This is a genomic window from Burkholderia anthina, from assembly GCF_902498995.1.
GTDB classification, from domain to species: domain Bacteria; phylum Pseudomonadota; class Gammaproteobacteria; order Burkholderiales; family Burkholderiaceae; genus Burkholderia; species Burkholderia anthina.
Window position 1 is genome coordinate 1 of record NZ_CABVLY010000041.1, and the last position, 20,703, is coordinate 20,703.

A 20,703-nucleotide genomic window follows, 5' to 3' on the forward strand; every position below is an offset into this window, starting at 1 on the left:
CAGCATGCGCCGAAACCCTCGAACTACGACATTTCAACTTTGCCCAGATACGACATTACAACTTTGCTCTTACAACGGTTCGGTTGATAATTCACGTTATGTAAAATCAAATCAGGAAGTCCACAGGGATGGCGATAATCATGGCGGCGCCCAGCCATTGCTCTTGGGTGCGTTGGCTACCGTGCCCGACGGCAAATAGCCGTATTGCTCCCATTCCTCCGCCGTCCTCGTATGGACCGGGATTTCGCCAATTTCGACAAGGCCGTGGCGAGTTACGATGACTCCGTGCCGTTCGCCGAACCAATTGTCCATCTGATTTTCCCACGCGTCCTGCAAGCCAAGGAGTTCAGGCTCTCCGGAATGCTTGCTCGTGACGTGCCCGGCTTCGATGGTCGGCCCGTGCGCCCAGTCGACGAGATCTTCATGCTTGCGCGAAGGTGGACGCGTGAAGGCTTTGATGGTGTTTCCGGCGGCGTCTTTTCCCAGCAGAAAGCGCAACGGATGGTTGGCGTCTGCCCAGATTTTGTCCAGCGCCCACTTTCTGAATTCGCTTTTGCAATCCGTCCCGTGCGGATCGATCCACGAGTACGGATTGGGCGCGTACATGTACGGATTGCGCCCGCCTTTGAGGCCGATCGGATCCTGGCTGATGAAGTTCCCGGTTACGGGATCAAAGTAGCGATGTCGGTTGTAATGCAGGCCCGACTCATCGTCGAAGTATTGGCCCTGCAGCCTGAGGGGCTGTTTCATGACTTGCGGGAGCCCGGAGATTTCCGTCGCGGCGCCTGTCGGGCCATAAGACGCCTCCCAAACGACGTTGCCTTGGGAATCGTGCATTCGCACCGGCGCGCCGTTCGGATCATTCTGGAAGAAATACGGTACGCCGGGGCGTGGTGGCGAACGTGTGGCCGATTCCGATGCCTTTTTTTCCGCCAGTTCGGTATGTATCGTCGCATGCGGCCGGAATGTTCCAGGGTAATACACCCATTCACGGGCGCATCCCGGCACGGATATCGGTATTGACGCGTTGTCGGTTTGACGGTTGCGGCCGCTTCCGACGGCCGTCGTATAGTCATATTCGCCCACGAGCGTATTGCGATCCCAGAAAAAACGGCTGATGCGAGACGGCGATATCGAATGTTCGCCGCCCGCCGATTCCGTATCCACAATCTTGCGCACGCGTCGCCCGAATGGATCGTATTCGTAGCGCGTATGGATGCGGCCGTGCCCGCCTGCAGCGCCCGGAACGTCGAGTCGTATGGCTACCGTCTCTTCCAGTTGTCCTGTCGCATCCCAACGCAGTGTCAAATCCTGCCTGGCGTCGTGCCGCCGTCTCAGGTTTCCTGCGCGGTCGTATTCGTGGTGCTGTCCGTCGTAGGTGCCCTCGCGCACCCAGATCCCTCTCAGCGCCGGATTCATTTCGTCTACGGTGCGGCGTTCGCGAACTCGCGTTTTCAGCAGATCGCCGGCGGGATCGTGCATCAAGCGGCCGAGATGTCCGGCAGGATCGAGATGTCCGGTAAGGCGGCCCAGCCGGTCGTAGTGAAAGTGCTCGGCATAGCCGCGCGCGTCGCGTTTTTCGACCAGTTCGCCGTTCGCATCGTACAAGTATTCGCTTGTGAACAGCATGGTCTTACCGGTCGAGATCAGCAGGGCCTGCGAGGCTAGGCGGCCGTCGGCTTCATATGACAGTTCGCGTTGCAAGCCGGTCCCGACGTGCTCGGTTCGAGCGTGACCGAGCGGATCCCGGTCGATGACGGTCGGCGCGGCATCGTCGATCTGGATTGACGTCATCGCATTCAGCATGTCGTACGTATAGCGAACGGCATGCTCGATGATCTCGCTGCCGGCAACAAGCCGAGTTGCGCGATCGATTCGGTTTCCTGAAATATCGTATGCGCTGGTAATCGTGAAAGTGCTGCCCTGCTCTACGTCAAATTGGCTTTCCACGATCACCCTGCCGTCTGCGTCGTACTCGAATTCGACCCGACTGAAAGGATTTTGCGCGAGCACCAGATCGCCATGCTGATTGTAAGAAAAATGGTCGATGCGTACGCTGTTATCGCGCGTCGAGTCGGCCATTCGCTTGTGGACGAGGCGCCCGGATAGATCGTAGCCGTATTCGATCGTTTGCCCGAGCGGATCGATGCTGTGAAGCAGCTCGCCCGCCGAGCCATACCGATAACGACGCGTTTGCCCCCAATAGTCCGTTTCTTCGACAATGCGTCCCAGAGGATCGCGTACGAGCTGATACAGTTCGCCGCGCTCATTGACGACCCCGATCAACTGCTGCTCGGTGTCGTACCGATACTCCACTTGACTCCCGTCCGGTGCAAGCCGTTTGCACATCTGGCCCAATGCGGAATATTCCATTTGCGTAATCTGGCCGTTGGGGTCGCGATAGCGCGTCAGGTTGCCGTCGGCGTCATATCCGAAATGGATTTCCTTTTCCCCGGGTTCGATCGCTCGCGTCAGGTTGCCGTTACGGTCGTATTCGTAGCGGCTGACCTGATTCAGTGCGTTGATTTTCCGCGTGAGGTTGGCTCGTGCGTCATAGGCATACGTCGTGCGATGGCCAAGCGCATCGATGACCTCGATCAGGTTCCCGTCGTTGTCGTAGGAAAAGTGCATCGTCGCACCACGCGGATCCGTATGCGATATCAACTGCCCATGCGCATCATGGATGTATCGCGAGCTTGCCCCCGCAGGTGAAGTCTGGGCGATCAGCTTGCCGCACTCATCCCATGTGTACCGCCATTGCCGTCCACCCGAATGCGTCATGGACACGGGCCTTTGATTCCTGTCGTAGGCCGCGCGCACGATGCTCCCGTCAGCCCGCGCACTCGTCAGCAGATTGCCGCATGTGTCGTACTCCCATGTGGTGGCGCGTGCGGCGGGATCGACGCTTTTGCTGGTGCGCCGTTGCCCATCGTACCCGTAGCTCGTTACGCCTCCGAGAGAATCGATTCTCGCGACGGGCAAGCCGCGCTCGTTCGCCTGCAGGATGGTTACGTGTCCCCTGGAGTCGGTGATTCGCGTCTCATGATGCGCGATATCGTAGTCGAAACGGTAATCGAAAAGCCCTTTGTCGCCCCACGCATGATCGACACGCCATACTCCGTCGTCGTGATGCCGATGACCGTAGTAGAACGAGACGCCTGAGGCACTCGTGTGGCGCACCATCCGATGCCCTTCCGCGTAAGCGAATCGATGCGGCTGGCCCAAGGCATCGAGCGCGGCGACCATATTGCCGTTGCGATCGTGTTCGTAACCGACCAGCTGATGGGCGCTACCGTTGGCGTCGATCAATATCAGCGCGGTGAGCCAATTCGCGTGCGTCCGGCCCCTGCTTGCCATGGCCGCTTCACACCGGATCGCTCGTCCGCTTGGTCCGTTACGCATCCACTCGAGCAAGCGCGTGAGCGCGCCGTCCGGTCCACGTTCGAACCCCCAGCCGTTGCCGTCGAGGTCGGCCATCTTGTCGAGGGGCAGCGTCAACACGGCATCTCCCGCGGACATCGCCATCGTGCGCTGCCAGTTCGCGGGCAATGCGAACTCGTATTCGATTCCTGCGCGCGTTCTCACGACGAGCCACCTGTCTCGCTGATATAGCGCGTATCCGTACTGCCAATCATAGACGCGCGCAGGCCAACCGGCGGCATCCGGCAGCGCATCGAACGCCGTCGCACGATCCGGAAAGCATGCGGCAACGCCGGTCGCATCGATGTGATGCATCAGTTCGAGTCGAATATCGGCGGGTGTTTGCCAGCCGACGCCAATGACCCCTTGCCGCATATCGTGACTGGCGTAGTAGCGGTTCCAGACAAGCGGTAACCGTCCCGCGATCGTGAAGTCGTGCTGTTGGACGATCACCTCGCCGGTAATCGAATCAACAGGCTCTGCATCCAGCACCTTGCACTTGAGAAACCCCGGCTTCAGATGCAGCTTGTCCGCCAGCGTCTTCGCCCACTTCGATCCGCGAAACGCCTTGAACAACCCCTTCGCCAGCGCAGCCATGTTGACGATCGGTGGCCCGCCCACCAGCACGGGGCGTCCGGTCGGAACCGGCAGCATGAACGACGTCGGCAGCGACAGATGCTCGCGCTTCGTATGTGCGCCGTTGTGCGTCGGCGGCTCCAGCCCGACCGCCCAGCAACTCATCGCCGGCAGCGCCAGGAAGGCCATCGGATCGTTGTTCGCGAGCACGGTCTTGCTGCCCATGTACGCTTCCGCGTCGTTCGACGGATCCGGGTCGGGCGGCGCGAACGATTCGCCCAGCGGAAAATGCAGCGACGGCACGTGAAATGCGTGTGTGCCGGCCGTCGCGCGCAGCATTCCGTTCACGAAGATCGGCCTGCCTGCGATGCTGCCCATCCCGACGCCGGCGCCTGCCGCATTCGCGATGTCGGCGGCCACTGCCGCACCCTTCAGCGCCTGCGCGACGGTCGGATCGCTTGCCAGCTTTTTGGCTTCGTTGGAGACCGAGTTGACCGCGTCGTCGAGTTTCTTCGCGTCGTCCGGATGATCCTGGAGATACTCGACCGCCTTTTCCTCGATGATCGTGAAGGCGATTGCGCCGATGACGCCCAGCGCGGCGTTCACGTACTCGCGCAAGTCCAGCATGAACCCGACATGGGGATGCGGCAGAAACACGGGTGTCGGGCTGGGTGCGACCAATACCGAATGCAAGTCGACGCCGACGACCGGATCCAGATGTTTGACCGCGGGCAATCCCATGGGCGTCTCCGCTCACCGGCCGCCGCGCAACGCGGCGACTTTCTCGCTGAGTGCGGCCCGGCGCCGGTCGAACGCGCCGACTTGCGACACCATCCATTCGACGACGAGCTGCAGGTTGCTGTTGACGCGCGTCACGTCATCGAGCATCAATCCGGCGTCGAGCGCGTTGAAGCCGGCTTCCAGCGCGTGCTCCCGCTCCCCTGCCCGCTCCCAGCACACGGCGCTCATGCGCCACGCCTCGACGGTCATCAGTGCATCGTGCGCGGCTGTCGTCGAAGCCGCTGCCTGCTCGTAGCAATAGGCGGCTCGAGCATGATCCTTGTGCGTCAGATATACGCTCGCCTCGCCAAACAGGGCGTTCGCGACGAGCTTGTGTCCGGCTGGATGGCTTGCCTCGACCGCGCGCATGCCGCTGCCGGCGGCACGCCGGTACGCATCGATCGCATGCTCGCGATCACGCCATTTCAAATAGGCCGCACCTGCGATCAAGTGCACGACGACGCATTGGTCGAACCACTTCTCGCCTTCGGCCACCTTCAGCGCCGCAGTGCGGAGTTCCTCGAGGCGGGCGGGACTGCCGTTTTCGATCGTCTCGCTCAACGTGACAAAAAGCCGTCGGAATTCGCCGCTTGCGCCACGCTCACCCGACTCGGCCAGCAGTTCGCGCGGCACGCTGGCCATCGAATATCGACCATGCACGATGCAGACGAGAGTCGGATGATGCTGAATCAATTGTGCGAACGGATCGATGTTCGTCCGGGGCACGACGAAGCGCAAACGCTCGCCGAGTCGCGGCGACGCGACGAGGGTCGACATCAGGCGATCGATCCACCGTACCCACGCGGTTTCATCATCGACGCGGGCGGGCTCGAGCACGAAAACCAGCGCGGGGAACACGTCCGGGTGATGCTCGATCAGACTGGCTGCTACCGTCAGCATATATCGCACCGGATCGCCACCCTCGAAGAACGGCGGCTGCCAGTCGGTGCGTATCCCGTGCGTGCTAGATGCGTCACGGCGGCTATCGTAAAAGGCAATCAGTTCGACGGTCAGCGCCTGTGCATAGCCGGCCTGGTTTGCGAACGCCGCACGCATCGTTCTCACCGCACACGACGTATCGTCCTGTGCCTGAAAGTACAACCGCACGAGCGGCGCGTCCGCTTCATCGGTATGCCAGACCATCAACCGTGCGGTCTTGTTCTTCGCGAAACTCATCCAGTCCGAATGCGCATCCATGAACCTGCGCTCCACCGGATTGGTCGGCTGCCAGTGCTGCATTCGTACGGCCCTCCGTCACGGATTGAGTTTCAGGATCGTGCCTTCGACGGTGTGTTCGCCGGTGGCCGATGACGTCACCTTCGTCCCGCGCACGCTGTGACTCTCGGAGCCGATCGATGCGACGTTGACGCCCTGGATCGCAATCGTGCCGTCGCTCTTCATCACGATGCTGGACATCCCGCAGACGAGCGAAAGCTGGTCGCCCGCGTTGACGAGCACCTGATGCTGCACGTTCGTCGTATGGTTCGCGCCGACATTGACGGTGTGTTCTCCGCCGACCGTGTGCGTATGGGCATTCGTGATCGTCGACGTTCGCGTGCCGATCTCTTCGGTGTGCGCCGAGGCCACCAGCGTCTTCATGTCCTTCGACGTCGTCTGATACATCTGTCCGACGTTCAGCGTCTTGCCTTCGCCGATCGTTTCGGTCTTGGCATGCGTGACCGACTCCGTGTGGCTGCCGCCGATCGTCGCCTCACGATCCGACGCAATCGTCACGGTCTCCTTCTTCCCGACCGTTCGTGTCCGGTTCCCGCCAACCGCATGCGTCTCGTCCACCCCGATCTGCGCGACCCGGCTCTTGCCGATATTCACCGTCTCGTTCTGCCCGACGCTGCGTTGCCGGTTGTTCTTCACCTGCATCGTCTCGTCGTTCCCGACCGTATGCGTGTGATTGTTCCCGACAGAAAGCGTGTGATCGGCCTCCGTCTCCGCATCGAAGTTTCTTTCCGCATGCATCCACAGCTGCTCGGCGCCCTTCTTGTCCTCGAACCGGAACGCGTTCGCGTGCTCGGTCGTTCCGCCCGGCGACGATCGCGACAACAGCCCGCTCTGCGTCGCACTGCCCGGCAGCCCCCACGGCGGCATCTTCTCGCCGTTGAAAACGCGCCCCGTCACGATCGGCTCGTCGGGATCGCCATTGAGGAAATCGACCACAACTTCATCGCCCACGCGTGGAATCTGCACGCCACCGAACCCGCCGCCGGCCCAAGGGCTCGACACCCGCACCCAGCACGACGAATCCTGGTTGCTCTGCCCATACCGGTCCCAGCGAAACTGCAGCTTCACGCGCCCATACTGGTCGGTCCAGATTTCTTCCCCCGGCGGCCCGACCACGGTAGCCGTCTGCGGCCCATTGGTGCGCGGCCTCGGCGTCTCTCGCGGCGACCGGTAAGGCAGGCTCGACGGCTGCACGAGCATCATCGTCTGATGCACGACGGCCTCGGCGCCCTGATCGCTCGCATACGCGTTCTCCTGAAACCGGTACTGGCACCGCACGATCAGATACTCGCGATTCTGGTCAGCGCGCGGACAATGCTCGAGCGTGAAAAGATATCCAGGCGCTGCCCCCCGCACGTCCGTTTCGGCACTCGCGCGCTCATGCTCGGCCTGCTGTTCCTCGAGCCGCACACGGCTGTAATGCGCACCCGGCGCATCGTCGCGATACCCGCCGGGCCATTCGAACGACGCGAAGCTGTCGTGATCGTGGCCGCGCGGATCGACCTTCTGCGTCGACAGATCGGCCCGCGGCTTCGTGTAGTCGTAGTCGGTGGTCTGATGCTTGCCGACGCTCACCTCCTGTGCGGGCAGCCACGCGTCGATGCGCTCCTCGTCGGCGATTGCCGTGCGATCCTGCGCGATGTACGGGATCGTTTCGTAGCCGGGCAACGCGACGTGCGACGACATCGCATCGCACAGCACGAGCGTGTGACTGTCGGCCGCGTGCCGGAAATAGAAATAGATGCCCTCGAATTCCATCAGCCGCGACACGAACGCCGTATCGGTTTCGTTGTACTGCACGCAGTACTGGCGCGGCACATAGGATTCGGTCAGCTTGTTCTCGATCGGAAAGCCATACGGCGCCAGCACCTCCTGCACGATGTCGGGCACGGTGCGGTTCTGGAAGATCCGGCAGTCGGAGCGACGCGTCGCGAGCCACAGCCACGGCCGCACGATCAGCTCGTAGCCGTAGTGCCGTTCGGCGCGCCGGCCGGCCAGCGTCGCGCGCGCGACGATCCCGTTCAGGTAGCGCGTCGACAGATCCTGCTGCTCGATCCGCACGGTCACGGGCTTGCCGAGCATGTCCTTCAGCGACAGGCTGTGGTTGTCCGCCAGCGCCTCGATCCGGAATTCGAACAGGCGGCCCAGTTCGTCGCTGCCGTCGAGCGTATGGAATTTCAGGTCGTCGCCGTGCGGGCTGTCGAGTGTGAATACGCGATTCACGTTGTTCCCTCCTCGTCGAACCGGTACGCGAATTCGCCGCCAACCGCATTCACTTCGATCGACGTCAGCGCACGCCCTTCGAGCGTGGCCTCGAGGATCGCGCGGCCGATCCGCGGCATCACGGTATGCGTGAGGATCGCGTCGACCATCCGGCCGCCGGATTCGATGGTTCGGCAGCGCTCGACGATCAGCGCGGTCGCCGCGTCGGAGCACTGCAGCCGGATCCCGTGATGCAGGTCGATCCGCTTCTCGAAGCGTCGCAACTGGAGCTCGACGATGCGCGCGAGCGTCGCATCGGTCAGCGGGTAGTAAGGCACGACGGTCAGCCGGCCGAGCAGCGCGGCCGGGAACACGTCGAGCAGCGGTGCGCGCAGCGCATCGGCGAGCGTTTGCATGTCGGGCAGGCGATCCGGGGCGCGGCACAGCTGCATCACGCGATCGGCGCCAACGTTCGAGGTCAGCAGGATCACGGTATGCCGGAAATCGATGTCGCGCCCCTCGCCATCCTCCATCCAGCCCTTGTCGAACACCTGGAAGAAAATCTCGTGCACGTCGCGATGCGCCTTCTCGATCTCGTCGAGCAGCACGACGCTGTACGGCCGCCGGCGCACGGCCTCGGTGAGCACCCCGCCCTGTCCGTAGCCGACGTAGCCGGGCGGCGCGCCCTTCAGCGTCGATACCGTGTGCGCCTCCTGGAACTCGCTCATGTTGATCGTGATCGCGTTGCGCTCGCCGCCGTACAGCGTGTCGGCCAGCGCAAGCGCGGTCTCGGTCTTGCCGACACCGGACGGCCCGCACAGCAGGAACACGCCGTGCGGCTTGGTCGGGTCGTCGAGCTTCGCGCGCGCGGTCTGGATCCGTTCGGCGATCAGTTCGACCGCATGCCACTGGCCGACGACGCGTTCGCCGAGCGTTTCGGCGAGCTTCAGCACGGCCTGCGTTTCGTCGCGCACCATCCGGCCGAGCGGGATGCCGGTCCAGTCGGCGACGACGGCGGCAACGGCATGCGTGTCGACGGCGGGCAGCACGAGCGGTGCGTCGCCCTGCATCTCGGCCAGCGCCCGCTGCGCGGCGGCCAGGCGCGATTGAACATCGGCGCGTGCGGCGGCGGAAAGCTCGTGCGACGGATCGTCGTCGAGCAGTGCCGCGCGAGATTCGACGATCGCCGTCAACGCATCGCGCTCGCCCTGCCAGCGCATGTCGAGCCGATCGAGTTCCGTCTGCACGGCGGCAAGCCCGGTATCGATCGCGTCGCGCCGCGCGATGTCGCCGCTGCCGAGCGTGCATTCGCGCCCGACCCGTTCGCGCTCGACGCGCAGGCCGTCGATGCGCCGCCGCGCGTCCTCGATCGGCGCGGGCACCGCGTGCTGGCTGACGGCGACGCGCGCGCAAGCCGTATCGAGCAGGCTGATCGCCTTGTCCGGCAACTGCCGCGCGGGAATATATCGGTGCGACAGCGTCACGGCGGCCTGCAGCGCGTCGTCGAGCACGAGCACGCGATGGTGCGCTTCGAGTTTCGCGGCGAGGCCGCGCAGCATCGTCACCGCAGCCGCCTCTTCGGGTTCGAGCACGTGCACGAGCTGGAAGCGCCGCGTCAGCGCCGGGTCCTTCTCGATGTACTGCTTGTACTCGGACCACGTCGTCGCGCCGATCGTGCGCAGCAGGCCGCGCGCGAGCGCGGGTTTCAGCAGGTTCGCGGCGTCGCCGGTGCCGGCCGCCCCGCCTGCGCCGACGAGCGTATGGACTTCGTCGATGAACAGGATCGCCGGTTGCTCGGACGACATCGCTTCGTCGATCACGCCGCGCAGCCGGCTCTCGAATTCACCCTTCACGCTCGCGCCGGCCTGGAGCAGCCCGATATCGAGCAGATACAGCGCAACGTCGCGCAGCGACGGCGGCACGTCGCCGGCCGCGATCCGCAGCGCGAAGCCTTCCGCGACGGCCGTCTTGCCGACGCCGGCCTCGCCGACCAGCAGCGGGTTGTTCTGCCGGCGCCGCAGCAGGATGTCGACGATCTGGCGGATCTCGGCGTCGCGCCCGACGACGGGGTCGATCTCGCCGGCCCGCGCGCGCGCGGTCAGGTCGACGGCGAAGCGCGCAAGGGCCGAACCTTCCGCGGGCGGCACGCCGCACGTTGCGGCAGCGGCGCCGCCCGCGCCCGAGCCCGCGTCGGGATGTGCGGCCGGTGGCGCCTCCGGCGAGCCGTCGACGATCGATTCGAGTTCGTCGGCGAGCAAGTCGGGCACGACGCGTTCGAACTCGCGCGCGATCGCATACAACACGTTGCGCAACTGCGGCGTCTTCAGGATCGCGAGCAGCAGGACCGCACCGCGAATCCGCGTCGCGTCGTATTTCAACGTGGCATAGACCCACGCGCGCTCGACCGCGTCGTCGATGTGCACGGACAGGTCCGACACCGATCCCGCGCCGCGCGGCAGCCGCTCGAGCGCGGCCACCAGCCCGCGGTCGATGGCGGCCTCGTCGATCCCGAACCTGCGCAATACGCGCTGCAGGTCGCCGTCGGGCCGCTGCAGGAGCTGCTTGAACCAGTGCGCGAGCTCCACGTACGGATTGCCGCGCAGCCGGCAGAATCCGGTGGCCTGCTCGAGCGTCTCGTAGAGAAGCGGATCGAGCTTTCCGAACAGGTTGACGCGGCCGATATCGGACATGACGGTTCCCGTTTAGGCGGTTTCGCGATGAAAGGCGGCGCCGGTACGCGGCAGGTCGCGACGGCGTGCGTCGTAACGGACGACGAGATCGCGCGCGGGCCCCGCATCCAGCCGCTGCCCGAGCCACGCGGTACGGCCGAGGCCCTGCGCCGCGCCGAGCGCGATCGCCGGCACCGCGTCGGCCGCGAGTTCGAGCTGCACGTCCCAGTCGAACTCGATGCCGACGTATTCGCGCACCCAGTGCGCGAGCTGACGCGCGTGCGGGCCGCCGGGCAGGAAGCGCCGGTACGCGTCGAGCGACAGCGGCCCGAGCACGATCCGGAAATGCGACTGCGCGTCGCGCACCGCGATGCCGAGCGCGACGCCGCCGACGCGCATGGTCGGCCGCGTCGCACGGATCGTGCAGCGCTGCGACCGCTCGATCGCGACCCAGCGCGGCACGTGCTCGACGATGCGCGCGTCGACGCCGAAATGCTGGCGCAGGATCTGCACGAGCCCTTCCGGGTTGCGCGTGTGCCGCACGAGATGGCTCGCATGGAAATACAGCGCGTGCGGTGCGAGCGCGTCGGCTGCCGTGCGCCGGGCAGCGGCGGGCGCGGCCGGCTCGTCGCCGTGCGCCGCGCGCCCGATCAGGCTCGCGACATACGCGTCGAACCGTGCGCGTCCCGGCCGATCGAGGCTCACCGCCGGCTGCGCGTCGGCCCACGCCCGGTAGAACAGCAGGATCAGCCGGTGATGGAACAGGTCCGCGAAGGCGGCGAAGGTCGGATCGTCGTGCTGGGCCGCGCGCTCGTGCGCGTATTCGGTCAGGTGGGTCGGCAGCGGCCCGTTCGGCCCGAACAACCCGAACCCGTGGATCGCGATGCGCGGCCGCACGACGCCACCGCCGCCGTCGCCGTCGTCGGATACGCCGGCCAGCATCGATGCCGCGAACGCGAGCGACGGCTGCTGACCGAGCCGCACCGGCTCGTCGCGCGGCCGCGCGGCATGACCGAGCGGCACGCGGCCAGGCGACAGCGCGTCGAGCCAGCGCAATGCCGCGAACAAGTCGTAGCCATGCGGGGCGGCACGCAGCCGTGCCCACCACGCATCGCGGCGTGCGGTGTCGGTAACCGGCTGCGCGCCGGGCGGCGTGCCGTGTTTCATATCGCCGGCCGCCGGCCGATCCGCGCCGGCCAGTGCGCGAGCGTGCCGCGCTGTGCGCTGGTCAGCACGCATTCGGCGAACGCGTTGATCGACACGTGACGCGCGAAGAACTGTTCGAGCACCGCGCCGAGCAGGAACGGACTGTCGCCGGAAAACGCATGATCGTCGACGGTCACGTCGACCTGCACGCCGCGCCCGAACATCAGCGGCCCGAGCGCCGGCAGCCGCCGGAACACGGGCGAAAACGCGACGCGTCGCACACCGTCGATCTGCCGGCGCATCGCGGCGTCGGCCGGATCGGCGTGCAGGCCGAGCAGTTCGCGCAGCGCATGCGCGCCCTCGTCGTCGTCGAGATCGGTCAGCGTCTGCCGCGCGAGCCCGAGATGGCGAATGAGCCGCCAGGCCGTCTGCGCATCGGCGACGGGCGGGCGCGGTCGCGACGGGCCGCGAATCGCGACGACTCGCTCGACGGGCGCGGAGATGCGCAGCGTGAACGCGTTCGCGTCGCCCGGCGGCAGCAGCAACGCGAGGTCGCGGTTCGTGCACAGCGTGTCGACGGCCAGGTAGCGCATCGTTTCGTCGTACGGCGCGCACTGGCTGTCGACGAGCGACACGTAGGTTTCGCTGCCGACGTAACCGGTGCGCGTGCCGTTCGCGCGCGCCTGTGCGGACACCAGCCGAGGCTCGCGGCGCATCGTGTAGTACGCGCCGTAGTTGCCGTCGTCGCTCGCGAACGACGCATGAAACGGCCGGAATTCGCGCGACTGGCCGTCGTCGCGCTGTTCGCTCGCGAGCCGCTGCACCGCATAGACCTCGTGATCGAGCGGCCGGCTGCGGTCGACGACGACGTGATGCTCGCGCGCGCCCGGCTGCACCCGGATGCGGTCGCCGCGACGCGCGAACAGGTTCACGGCCGGCGTGCAGTTCAGCGCCAGATGCCGCGCATCGACGGCCGCCTCGAGCGCCGCGTCGTGGCGGTCGAGCAGCACGGTCAGCTCGCATTCGTCGCCGGTGGCGCGCGCGAGTGCGGCACGCAGCCCGCCGATGCTGAAGAACAGGAAGCGCGCCGGAAACGCGAAATACTCGCGCAGCAACCGGTAGCCGTGAAAGCTGCGCCCGTCGTCAGGCAGGATGGCCTGCGCCGGATCGAAACCCTCGTGGACGATCGCGTCGGCATCGAGCGTGTGCAGCCAGCGCGGCGGCTGCCCCGGGTCGTGGCAGACGACGCCGAGCGCATGCGCGGCGATCAGTTCCAGCAGATGCAGCGCGTCGCGCTCGGGGCCCGCGAGATGAAAGGTCAGCCGATCGAGCGGCAATTGCGAGAGCCTGGCGCCGCCGCGGGCCTTGAGCCGGATGCGCAGCGCGCCGCGCACGTCCTGGCGTGCCGGCACGGCGCCGCGCGGCAGCCACGACGGCGCGCCGGTCACGGTCGCGCCGGTCAGTTCGAGCGGCCACAGCGTCAGGTCGTGCGCGGTACGGAATTCGCAAGCGGTCTGCTCGGACGCGGCCGCGCGGGCGCGCAGCGCGGTGCCGGCCGGCAGCCGCCAGCCTTGCGCGAGGCTGCCTTCGTTGAGCATCGGCGCGAACTGCACGATCGCCATCGACGGCAGCGGCGCGAGATAGCCGGGATACACCGCATCGAGCAATGCCTGCGTGAAGCGCGGAAACTCGGCGTCCATCTTCAACTGCACGCGCGCGGTGAGGAAGCTGAAGCCTTCGAGCAAGCGTTCGACGTACGGATCGGGCGGCCCCGATTCGTGCAGCCGCAGCCGCGCGGCGACCTTCGGGAACTGCTGCGCGAATTCGTCGCCGAGTTCGCGCAGGTACGCGAGTTCGCGGTTGTAGTAGTCGAGCAGGCGTGTATCCATCGTGTCAGCTTCCCGTTGCCGACTGCAGCGACATCGCGCCCGTCTCGAGGTCGAGGTCGGAGCGCAGCACGAATTCGACCGGATGCGGGATCGACCACAGCGTGCCGCGAATCTCGAACAGCAGCACGTTGTGACGCCGCTCGCCGGCGCGCGCGCCCGATGCATCGGCGATGCTGTGCACCTCGACGCTGTCGGGCGCGATGCGCGGCTCGAAGCGGACGATCGCATCGCGGATCGACGCCTCGACCGCCATGCGTTCGACGCCCGACATCGGCTTGCCGACGAGCGGCCGCATCCCGTAATTGACCACCGACGCCTGGGCGTGCGCGAACGCGGCCCAGTCGACGAAACCGTCCTCGGCGTTGCGGGTATTGAGCAGCCACGCGAGATCGCGCAGCACGGCCGCGCGCAGGCGCTCGGCGTCGATCCACTGCGTGCCGGGCAGATCGGTCGCGCGCTGCGGCGCGTCGTCGGTCAGCCGGTCGAGCAGCGCGGGCTGCAGCCGGTCGCGCATGCCGCCGTGCCGGCCGTCGCGGGTATGCGGGTCGTCCGTCGTCATCGTCGCACCGTCACATCTCGGTGTTTTCCTTGATGTTCCAGCCGACCGACACCTCGGCGCCCTTGCCGCCGTTGTCGTTCTGCTGCCAGTACTGCTTCTTCACCTTCGCGGCCTGGAAGCCGTAGTGCATCATCAGCCGGTCGGCCGCGTCGCCGGGATCGATGCCCGCGACCTGCGCGGACGTGACGAGCACTTCCTGCAGCGTCACGCGCATGAACTCGACCTGCGTGCCGCCCGTCTTGCACGCGGAGATCTCGATCTTCGGCAAGTGCTTGCCGCTCGCGCAGTTCTTGACGATCGCGGGCGCACCCTTGTCCATGTACGCGGCCACGACGAGATCGTTGAAGCTCGCCTTGCCCGCGTTGCCGCCGCTGCCGCTCGCCATCGCGCCCGGCTGGCTCGCGCCCCACGTGAACGATTCGATGTCGGTCCAGCCCTTGTGCTGCGCGTCCGCCGATTCGCCGGTCACGCCGTCCACCTTCATAAACATTGCCACGCCCATTGCCGTCTCCGTTTCGGTGCGAAATCAGGTTGAATGCCGGGTTGAATGCGGTCCCGAATGCCGATGGCCGTTCACTCGTTCGCCGCCTTCGCGGACGGCAGCCGCGAGATGAGTCGCAGCGACACGGTGAGCCCTTCGAGTTGGTAGTGCGGTCTCAGGAAAAATTTCGACGTGTAGTAGCCGGGGTTGTCCTCGACCTCGTCGACGACCACCTGTGCCGCCGCGAGCGGCTTGCGCGCCTTGGTTTCCTGCGACGAATTCACGGGGTCGCCATCGACGTAGTTCATGATCCAGTCGTTCAGCCAGCGCTCCATGTCGTCGCGCTCGCGGAACGAGCCGATCTTGTCGCGCACGATGCATTTCAGGTAGTGCGCGAACCGGCAGCACGCGAACAGGTAAGGCAGGCGGCCGGACAGCCGCGCGTTCGCGGTCGCGTCGGGGTCGTGATACTCGGCCGGCTGGTACAGCGACTGCGCGCCGATGAATGCCGCGAAATCCGAGTTCTTCCGATGCACGAACGGCATGAAGCCGTTCTTCGCGAGCTCGGCCTCGCGGCGGTCGCTGATCGCGATCTCGGTCGGGCATTTCTGGTCGACGCCGCCGTCGTCGGTCGGGAACGTGTGACTCGGCAGCCCTTCGACCGCCCCGCCCGATTCGACGCCGCGAATCGACGAACACCAGCCGTACAGCTTGAACGAGCGATTGATGTTCGCGGCCATCGCGTAGGCGGAATTCGCCCACGTGTAGCGGTCGTGGTTCGCGGCGTCGGTGTCCTCCTCGAAGTCGAATTCGTCGACCGGATTGGTGCGTGCGCCATACGGTAGCCGCGCGAGAAAGCGCGGCATCGCGAGGCCGACGTAGCGCGAATCCTCCGACTGCCGCAGGCTGCGCCAGGCCGCGTATTCGGTGTTCTGGAAGATCTTGGTCAGATCGCGCGGATTCGACAGCTCCTGCCACGAATCCATCTGCATCAGGTCCGGCGACGCGCCCGCGATGAACGGCGCATGCGCGGCCGCCGCGATCTTCGACAGCTCGCCGAGCATCTCGACGTCCGGCGGGCTGTGATTGAAGTAGAAGTCGCCGACGAGGCAGCCGAACGGCTCGCCGCCGAACTGCCCGTACTCCTCCTCGTAGATCTTGCGGAACAGCGGGCTCTGGTCCCACGCGACGCCCTTGTAGCGTTTGAGCATCCGCGCGACCTCGTTGCGCGACGCCGGCAACGCCTTGATCTTCAGCAGTTCGTCGGTCTCGGTGTGCGTGACGAGGTAATGCAGGCCGCGCCACGCGCCTTCGAGCGTCTGGAATTCGTCGTGATGCAGGATCTGGTTGATCTGCTCGGACAGCTTCCGGTCGATTTCCGCGATGATCTGCTTCACGCTGCCGTATGCGTCGGTCGTCATGCCGACCGTGTGTTCGAGCGCCTGCTGCGCGAGCGTGCTCACCGCGCGCTCGACCGACTCGCGCGCCTCGGCCGTCTTCGGCTTGAACGCCTTCTGCAGCAGCGCGGCGAATTCGCCGGGCGCGGTGGCCGGCGCCGCAGTGCTGCGGGCGTCGCGGGCATCGGCACGGGATTGGGCGGGATCATTCATCGCGGGCCTCCGGTTGGGTCGCGTCGCCGCCCTGCGCGTCGGGGCGCGGCTCGCGCACCAGCGTCTTCAGCAGGTCGGGGTCGTTGATCGCGCGTTCGATCAGTTGCTCGGCGCCGTGCTTGCCGTCCATGTACGACAGCAGGTTCGACAGCTCGGTGCGCGCGTCCAGCAGCCGGCGCAGCGCGTCCACGTTGCGCGCGATCGCCGCCGGCGAGAAATCGTCGATCTGCTCGAACGTCAGGTCGACGCTGAGCATCCCTTCGCCCGTCAGCGTGTTCGGCACCTGGAACGCGACGCGCGGCGCGACCGACTTCATCCGCTCGTCGAAGTTGTCGATGTCGACCTCGAGGAACTTGCGCTCCGGCAGGTCCGGCAGCGGTTCGGCGCGCTTGCCCGCCAGGTCCGCGATGACGCCCATCACGAACGGCAGCTGCACCTTGCGCTCGGCGCCGTAGGTCTCGACGTCGTACTCGATCTGCACGCGCGGCGCCCGATTGCGCGCGATGAACTTCTGTCCGCTGCCTGCCGCCCTGGTTCTGTCCGTCATCGTCCACTCCTTCACATCGATCAGATTGCATGTACGCCGCCGCCGCATGGCGGCCTGCCTCATTCGCTCCGCTCGCCGCTCAGCAGGTCCAGCTTCGGCAGGCTCTCCGGAGCGAGATCCCGGATGATTTCGTAGAAGTCGAGCGCGAGCAGCCGCTGCGCGCGCCGCAGCAGCAGCGGCGCCGGGTGGCTCGGCTCGTGCAGTTCGAAATAGCGGCACATCTTGTCGAGGCCGATGCGCACGTCGTCTCGGCTCGTGACCTCGGCATCGCGCCACGCCTGCCCGTTCGGCACCACCGCCGGCGCCGATGCGGCCTGCGCCGCCGGCGTCGAACCGTCCGGCGCGGCCGGCTGCTGCGCCGCCGGCGCGGGTTCGTGCACCGGCACTTCACGGGCGATCCGTTGCAATGCCTTCTCCGTATCGCTCGCATCCGGCGACCATTCGCTGCCGAGCCGGTCGGTCACGTGCGCGCGGATCGCGTCCAGTGCGCGCAGCGCGGCACGCACGACATCGACCGGCACGCGGCCGTCGTCGCCCGCGGTCGACAGCGCGGCGACCAGGCTGCCGACGCCGCCTGCCGCCGGCCCGCCGGCTTCGTCGCGGCCGTCGAGCGCGCGTTCGGCATCGCGCACGCTCGGGCCGCCGTCGAACAGCGGCTGGCGCCGTGCCGCGCGCGCGCACTCGTGCGCGCCGGCGACATCGGCGAGCGCAGTCATCCGCGGTGTCGGGTCGGGTTCGCCGTCGGCGTCGAGGCGTGGATGAAGATCGTCCCACCAGCGCTCGAGCCAGCCCGCGACGACCGCGAGCCCGTCCGCGTAGCCGGGCATGCCGTGCTGCTCGGTCCAGCTGCGCGCGAGATACGCGGCGACGCGCAGGTCCTTCGTCCGTTCGCTCAGCACGAGTGCGAGACGCTCGACCGCGCGCCAGTCGGGCGTTTCCGCCGGAATCACGGTGTCGCCGTACTGCTGCTCGGCGCGCGGCGTCGCCCGCTGCTGAAGCTGCATGAACTCGGCGTCGTATTCGAGGTTCGCCCCGCACGGCGCATCGGGCGCGACCTCCGCGAGCAGCCGGCCGATCAGGTCGGCGCGCGGCGTCGCCGACAGGCCGGACGACGGCGAGGACGCGACGGCGGCGGCCAGCGCCGCCTGGCTGACGTCATTCGAATGCATAGTCGATGTTGATCGGTTTGCTGCCGAAATCGATCGCCACGGTGCGGTGCAACGGCGGCAGGGAACCGTTGCGGATCTCGATCTGATAGACGCCCGGCGTCAGCGACACCGCGCGCAGCGGCGGGCTCGCGCCGCGTCGCGCGCCGTTCACGTACACGTCGCCCCACGGACGCACGTTGAAACGCACCTGGACGGTTTCCTGCTTCGGGGGCCGCTGCTCGGTGGCCTGTGCGTTGACCGCGGCGACCGCCGTGTCGGCGTCCGATGGCGATGCCGGGGCTGGCACCGGTGCCGTCGGCGGCGACGCGGCGGCTTCCGACGGCGGCACGTTGACGACGCGCTCGGACGCATCGAGGCTGCCGGCCGGCGCAATCGTCGAGCCGGAGCCGGCTTGCGGCGGCGTCGCGGTTGCGATGTCCGTGGCGGTCGTCGCAACCTGCGGCGCGGAGCCGGCCGCCACGGCGGCGGGCGTGCTGGCGGGTGTGGCGGCCAGCGACGGCGGCGGCACCTGTGCGGACGATCCGGCCGGCAGGCTCGACGGCGGCACGACGATCGGCGTCGGGCCGTGCTGCGCGAGCGCCGTGTCCGACGCACCGGCCGAAGACGCAGCGCCCGCTTGCGGCTGGCTTGCGCCGGCTTCCGGTTCATTCGCGACTTTCGCGGGGGGCGACAGATAGGTGGTGGCGATGCCGACGACGATCAGCACCGCCAGCGCGCCACCGACGTAGGTCGGGATGCGCCGGTTGCCCGTCCGGGTGAACGACGGGCGGCGTGGCGTGCCGGCCGGAGGCGATGCGCCCGCCGGGGACGTCGACGTGGATGCACCAGCACCAGCAGCACCAGCAGCACCAGCAGCACCAGCAATCGGCCCCACCGTTCCACTCGGGTTCCCGATATCCGTTGCATCGCGCTGCCCGATGCCCGCCCCGGCGCTTGCCGATCGCATGCCGGTGTCGTCGTGCGCTTCGGTCTTCGAAGCCGACCGTGCATCCCGCGGTGCGTCCTGTGCGCGTTCCGCCTCGGCTTCACGTCCGTCGGAGCGCGCTGTTTTCGCGGAAGCCGGCGACGTTTGCGATACGGACGAAGAAGCGGACGAAACGGATAGCGCGCCCGCTGCTGATCCCACGGCGGCAGCCGTCTTCGCCGCCGAAGGCACGCTGTCTTCCGGCTTGTCTCCAGCGGCATCGGGCGCGGCAGACTGCGTGTCCGATGTATTCGACCGACCTTCCGGCTGCCCGGGCTGCGCCCCTCGCACATCAGCGGTTGCGTTTCCCGACGCCGTCCCGCCTTCACCAACCGACGCCGACGCCTTCGTCGCGGCAGCGGCAGCGGGAGTGAGAGCGGCAGCGGCCCCCGAACCCCCGGCAGCCACCTTCCCCTCCCCACTGTCCCCCGCATCCCCGGCCGGCGTCACAACCGCCGCGCCATACCCGCCGCCCGTCCGGTCGAGATCACGCAACCCGAGTTCCGCCGCGAACGCCGCGACCGACTCCGGCCGATCCGGGATCCGCAACTGCAGCGCATGATCGATCGCCGCGAGAAACGCCGGGCTGTATACCTCGCCGGCCGGCAACTCGCGCGACGCGAGTGGCCGGTACGTGTCCTTGATGCTGCGCACGACGGCCGCCGGCGGCAGTTCGCCGGTGATCATCGCGTGCATCACCGCGCCGAGCGCATAGAGATCCGTCCACGGCCCCTGGCTGAATGCGGGATCGTCGGTGTACTGCTCGATCGGTGCGTAGCCGGGCTTGATCATCATCGCGCCGTCGTCGACGAGATCGCCGATCCGTTTGCGCGCCGCGCCGAAGTCGAGCAGGATCGCGCTGCCGTTCGGGCGGATCAGCACGTTGTCGAGCGCGACGTCGCGATGAAAGCACTGCGCGCGATGCAGCGTGTCGAGCGCACCGAGCAGCGCGCCGACGATGCCGCGCAATTGCGTCTCGCTCATCCGCATGCCGCTGTCGAGCAGTTGCTTGAGCGTGCGCCCCTCGTAGAACGGCATCACCATGTACGCGGTGCCGTGGCTCTCCCAGAAATGCAGCACCTTGACGAGCCCCGGGTGGTCGAATTGCGCCAGCAGGCGCGCCTCGTTGAGGAACGCGCCGCGTCCCGCGTCGAACGCCTGCGCGAACCGCTCGGAGCGCAGCGACACCGTGTAGTCGCCGCCGCGCGTCGCGAGCATCGACGGCATGTACTCCTTGATCGCGACCGCGCGCCGCAACGTGCGGTCGAAAGCGCGATAGACGATCCCGAAACCGCCGATGCCCAGCACCTCGTCGAGCTGCAGCTCGCCCAGGCGATGACCGAGCGGCAGCGGCCGCACCGTGAATTCCGGCGCGTCGCCGCGGGTCGCCGTGTCGTGCTCGTTGTCTCTCGATACAGGGTCCTTCATGTCTACCTCGCGATACCGCATCCGTGT

At 66.8% G+C, this 20,703-nt stretch carries 12 protein-coding genes; all 12 read right to left on the reverse strand.

The window, feature by feature from the left end; genetic code table 11:
• Positions 1 to 138: 138 nt before the first annotated feature.
• Positions 139 to 4,737, reverse strand: a complete 4,599-nt coding sequence (locus BME24068_RS32945) for an RHS repeat-associated core domain-containing protein (RefSeq protein WP_174928582.1) — start codon at positions 4,735 to 4,737, stop codon at positions 139 to 141.
• Between the two features lie 12 nt (positions 4,738 to 4,749).
• Entirely contained in the window at positions 4,750 to 6,015 is a 1,266-nt protein-coding gene (locus BME24068_RS32950; protein ID WP_174928583.1) for a tetratricopeptide repeat protein, read from the reverse strand.
• A 15-nt stretch (positions 6,016 to 6,030) separates the two neighbouring features.
• A complete protein-coding gene (locus BME24068_RS32955; protein WP_174928584.1) occupies positions 6,031 to 8,235 on the reverse strand; it encodes a type VI secretion system Vgr family protein in 2,205 nt (734 codons plus the stop codon).
• Positions 8,232 to 10,904 carry a type VI secretion system ATPase TssH gene (tssH, locus tag BME24068_RS32960; protein ID WP_174928585.1) on the reverse strand — a complete coding sequence of 891 codons (2,673 nt, stop codon included), beginning with the start codon at positions 10,902 to 10,904 and terminating at the stop codon, positions 8,232 to 8,234. Before tssH ends, BME24068_RS32955 begins: the two co-directional genes overlap by 4 nt.
• 12 nt (positions 10,905 to 10,916) lie before the next feature.
• On the reverse strand, positions 10,917 to 12,050 hold the full coding sequence (tssG, locus tag BME24068_RS32965; RefSeq protein WP_174928586.1) for a type VI secretion system baseplate subunit TssG: 1,134 nt from the start codon (positions 12,048 to 12,050) through the stop codon (positions 10,917 to 10,919).
• Complete coding sequence (tssF, locus tag BME24068_RS32970; protein WP_174928587.1) at positions 12,047 to 13,918, reverse strand: type VI secretion system baseplate subunit TssF; 1,872 nt, start codon at positions 13,916 to 13,918, stop codon at positions 12,047 to 12,049. Before tssF ends, tssG begins: the two co-directional genes overlap by 4 nt.
• A 4-nt stretch (positions 13,919 to 13,922) precedes the next feature.
• Entirely contained in the window at positions 13,923 to 14,477 is a 555-nt protein-coding gene (gene tssE, locus BME24068_RS32975) for a type VI secretion system baseplate subunit TssE (protein WP_174928588.1), read from the reverse strand.
• 10 nt (positions 14,478 to 14,487) lie between these two features.
• Positions 14,488 to 14,979, reverse strand: a complete 492-nt coding sequence (locus BME24068_RS32980; RefSeq protein ID WP_174928589.1) for an Hcp family type VI secretion system effector — start codon at positions 14,977 to 14,979, stop codon at positions 14,488 to 14,490.
• Positions 14,980 to 15,050: 71 nt separating this feature from the next.
• Entirely contained in the window at positions 15,051 to 16,568 is a 1,518-nt protein-coding gene (gene tssC / locus BME24068_RS32985) for a type VI secretion system contractile sheath large subunit (protein ID WP_174928590.1), read from the reverse strand.
• A complete protein-coding gene (gene tssB / locus BME24068_RS32990) occupies positions 16,561 to 17,115 on the reverse strand; it encodes a type VI secretion system contractile sheath small subunit (RefSeq protein ID WP_098552089.1) in 555 nt (184 codons plus the stop codon). Before tssB ends, tssC begins: the two co-directional genes overlap by 8 nt.
• Before the next feature lie 59 nt (positions 17,116 to 17,174).
• Positions 17,175 to 18,284, reverse strand: a complete 1,110-nt coding sequence (gene tssA / locus BME24068_RS32995) for a type VI secretion system protein TssA (RefSeq protein ID WP_174928591.1) — start codon at positions 18,282 to 18,284, stop codon at positions 17,175 to 17,177.
• Positions 18,271 to 20,676 carry a protein kinase domain-containing protein gene (locus BME24068_RS33000; RefSeq protein ID WP_174928592.1) on the reverse strand — a complete coding sequence of 802 codons (2,406 nt, stop codon included), beginning with the start codon at positions 20,674 to 20,676 and terminating at the stop codon, positions 18,271 to 18,273. The genes tssA and BME24068_RS33000 overlap by 14 nt, the downstream gene beginning before the upstream one ends.
• Positions 20,677 to 20,703: the final 27 nt, after the last annotated feature.

Excerpts from the sequence above, each read along its gene's own strand:
- BME24068_RS32945 (WP_174928582.1), bottom strand. The coding sequence starts at position 4,737 with ATGGGATTGCCCGCGGTCAAACATCTGGATCCGGTCGTCGGCGTCGAC.
- BME24068_RS32950 (WP_174928583.1), bottom strand. The coding sequence starts at position 6,015 with ATGCAGCACTGGCAGCCGACCAATCCGGTGGAGCGCAGGTTCATGGAT.
- tssH (WP_174928585.1), bottom strand. The coding sequence starts at position 10,904 with ATGTCCGATATCGGCCGCGTCAACCTGTTCGGAAAGCTCGATCCGCTT.
- tssG (WP_174928586.1), bottom strand. The coding sequence starts at position 12,050 with ATGAAACACGGCACGCCGCCCGGCGCGCAGCCGGTTACCGACACCGCA.
- tssF (WP_174928587.1), bottom strand. The coding sequence starts at position 13,918 with ATGGATACACGCCTGCTCGACTACTACAACCGCGAACTCGCGTACCTG.
- tssE (WP_174928588.1), bottom strand. The coding sequence starts at position 14,477 with ATGACGACGGACGACCCGCATACCCGCGACGGCCGGCACGGCGGCATG.
- BME24068_RS32980 (WP_174928589.1), bottom strand. The coding sequence starts at position 14,979 with ATGGGCGTGGCAATGTTTATGAAGGTGGACGGCGTGACCGGCGAATCG.
- tssC (WP_174928590.1), bottom strand. The coding sequence starts at position 16,568 with ATGAATGATCCCGCCCAATCCCGTGCCGATGCCCGCGACGCCCGCAGC.
- tssB (WP_098552089.1), bottom strand. The coding sequence starts at position 17,115 with ATGACGGACAGAACCAGGGCGGCAGGCAGCGGACAGAAGTTCATCGCG.
- tssA (WP_174928591.1), bottom strand. The coding sequence starts at position 18,284 with ATGCATTCGAATGACGTCAGCCAGGCGGCGCTGGCCGCCGCCGTCGCG.
- BME24068_RS33000 (WP_174928592.1), bottom strand. The coding sequence starts at position 20,676 with ATGAAGGACCCTGTATCGAGAGACAACGAGCACGACACGGCGACCCGC.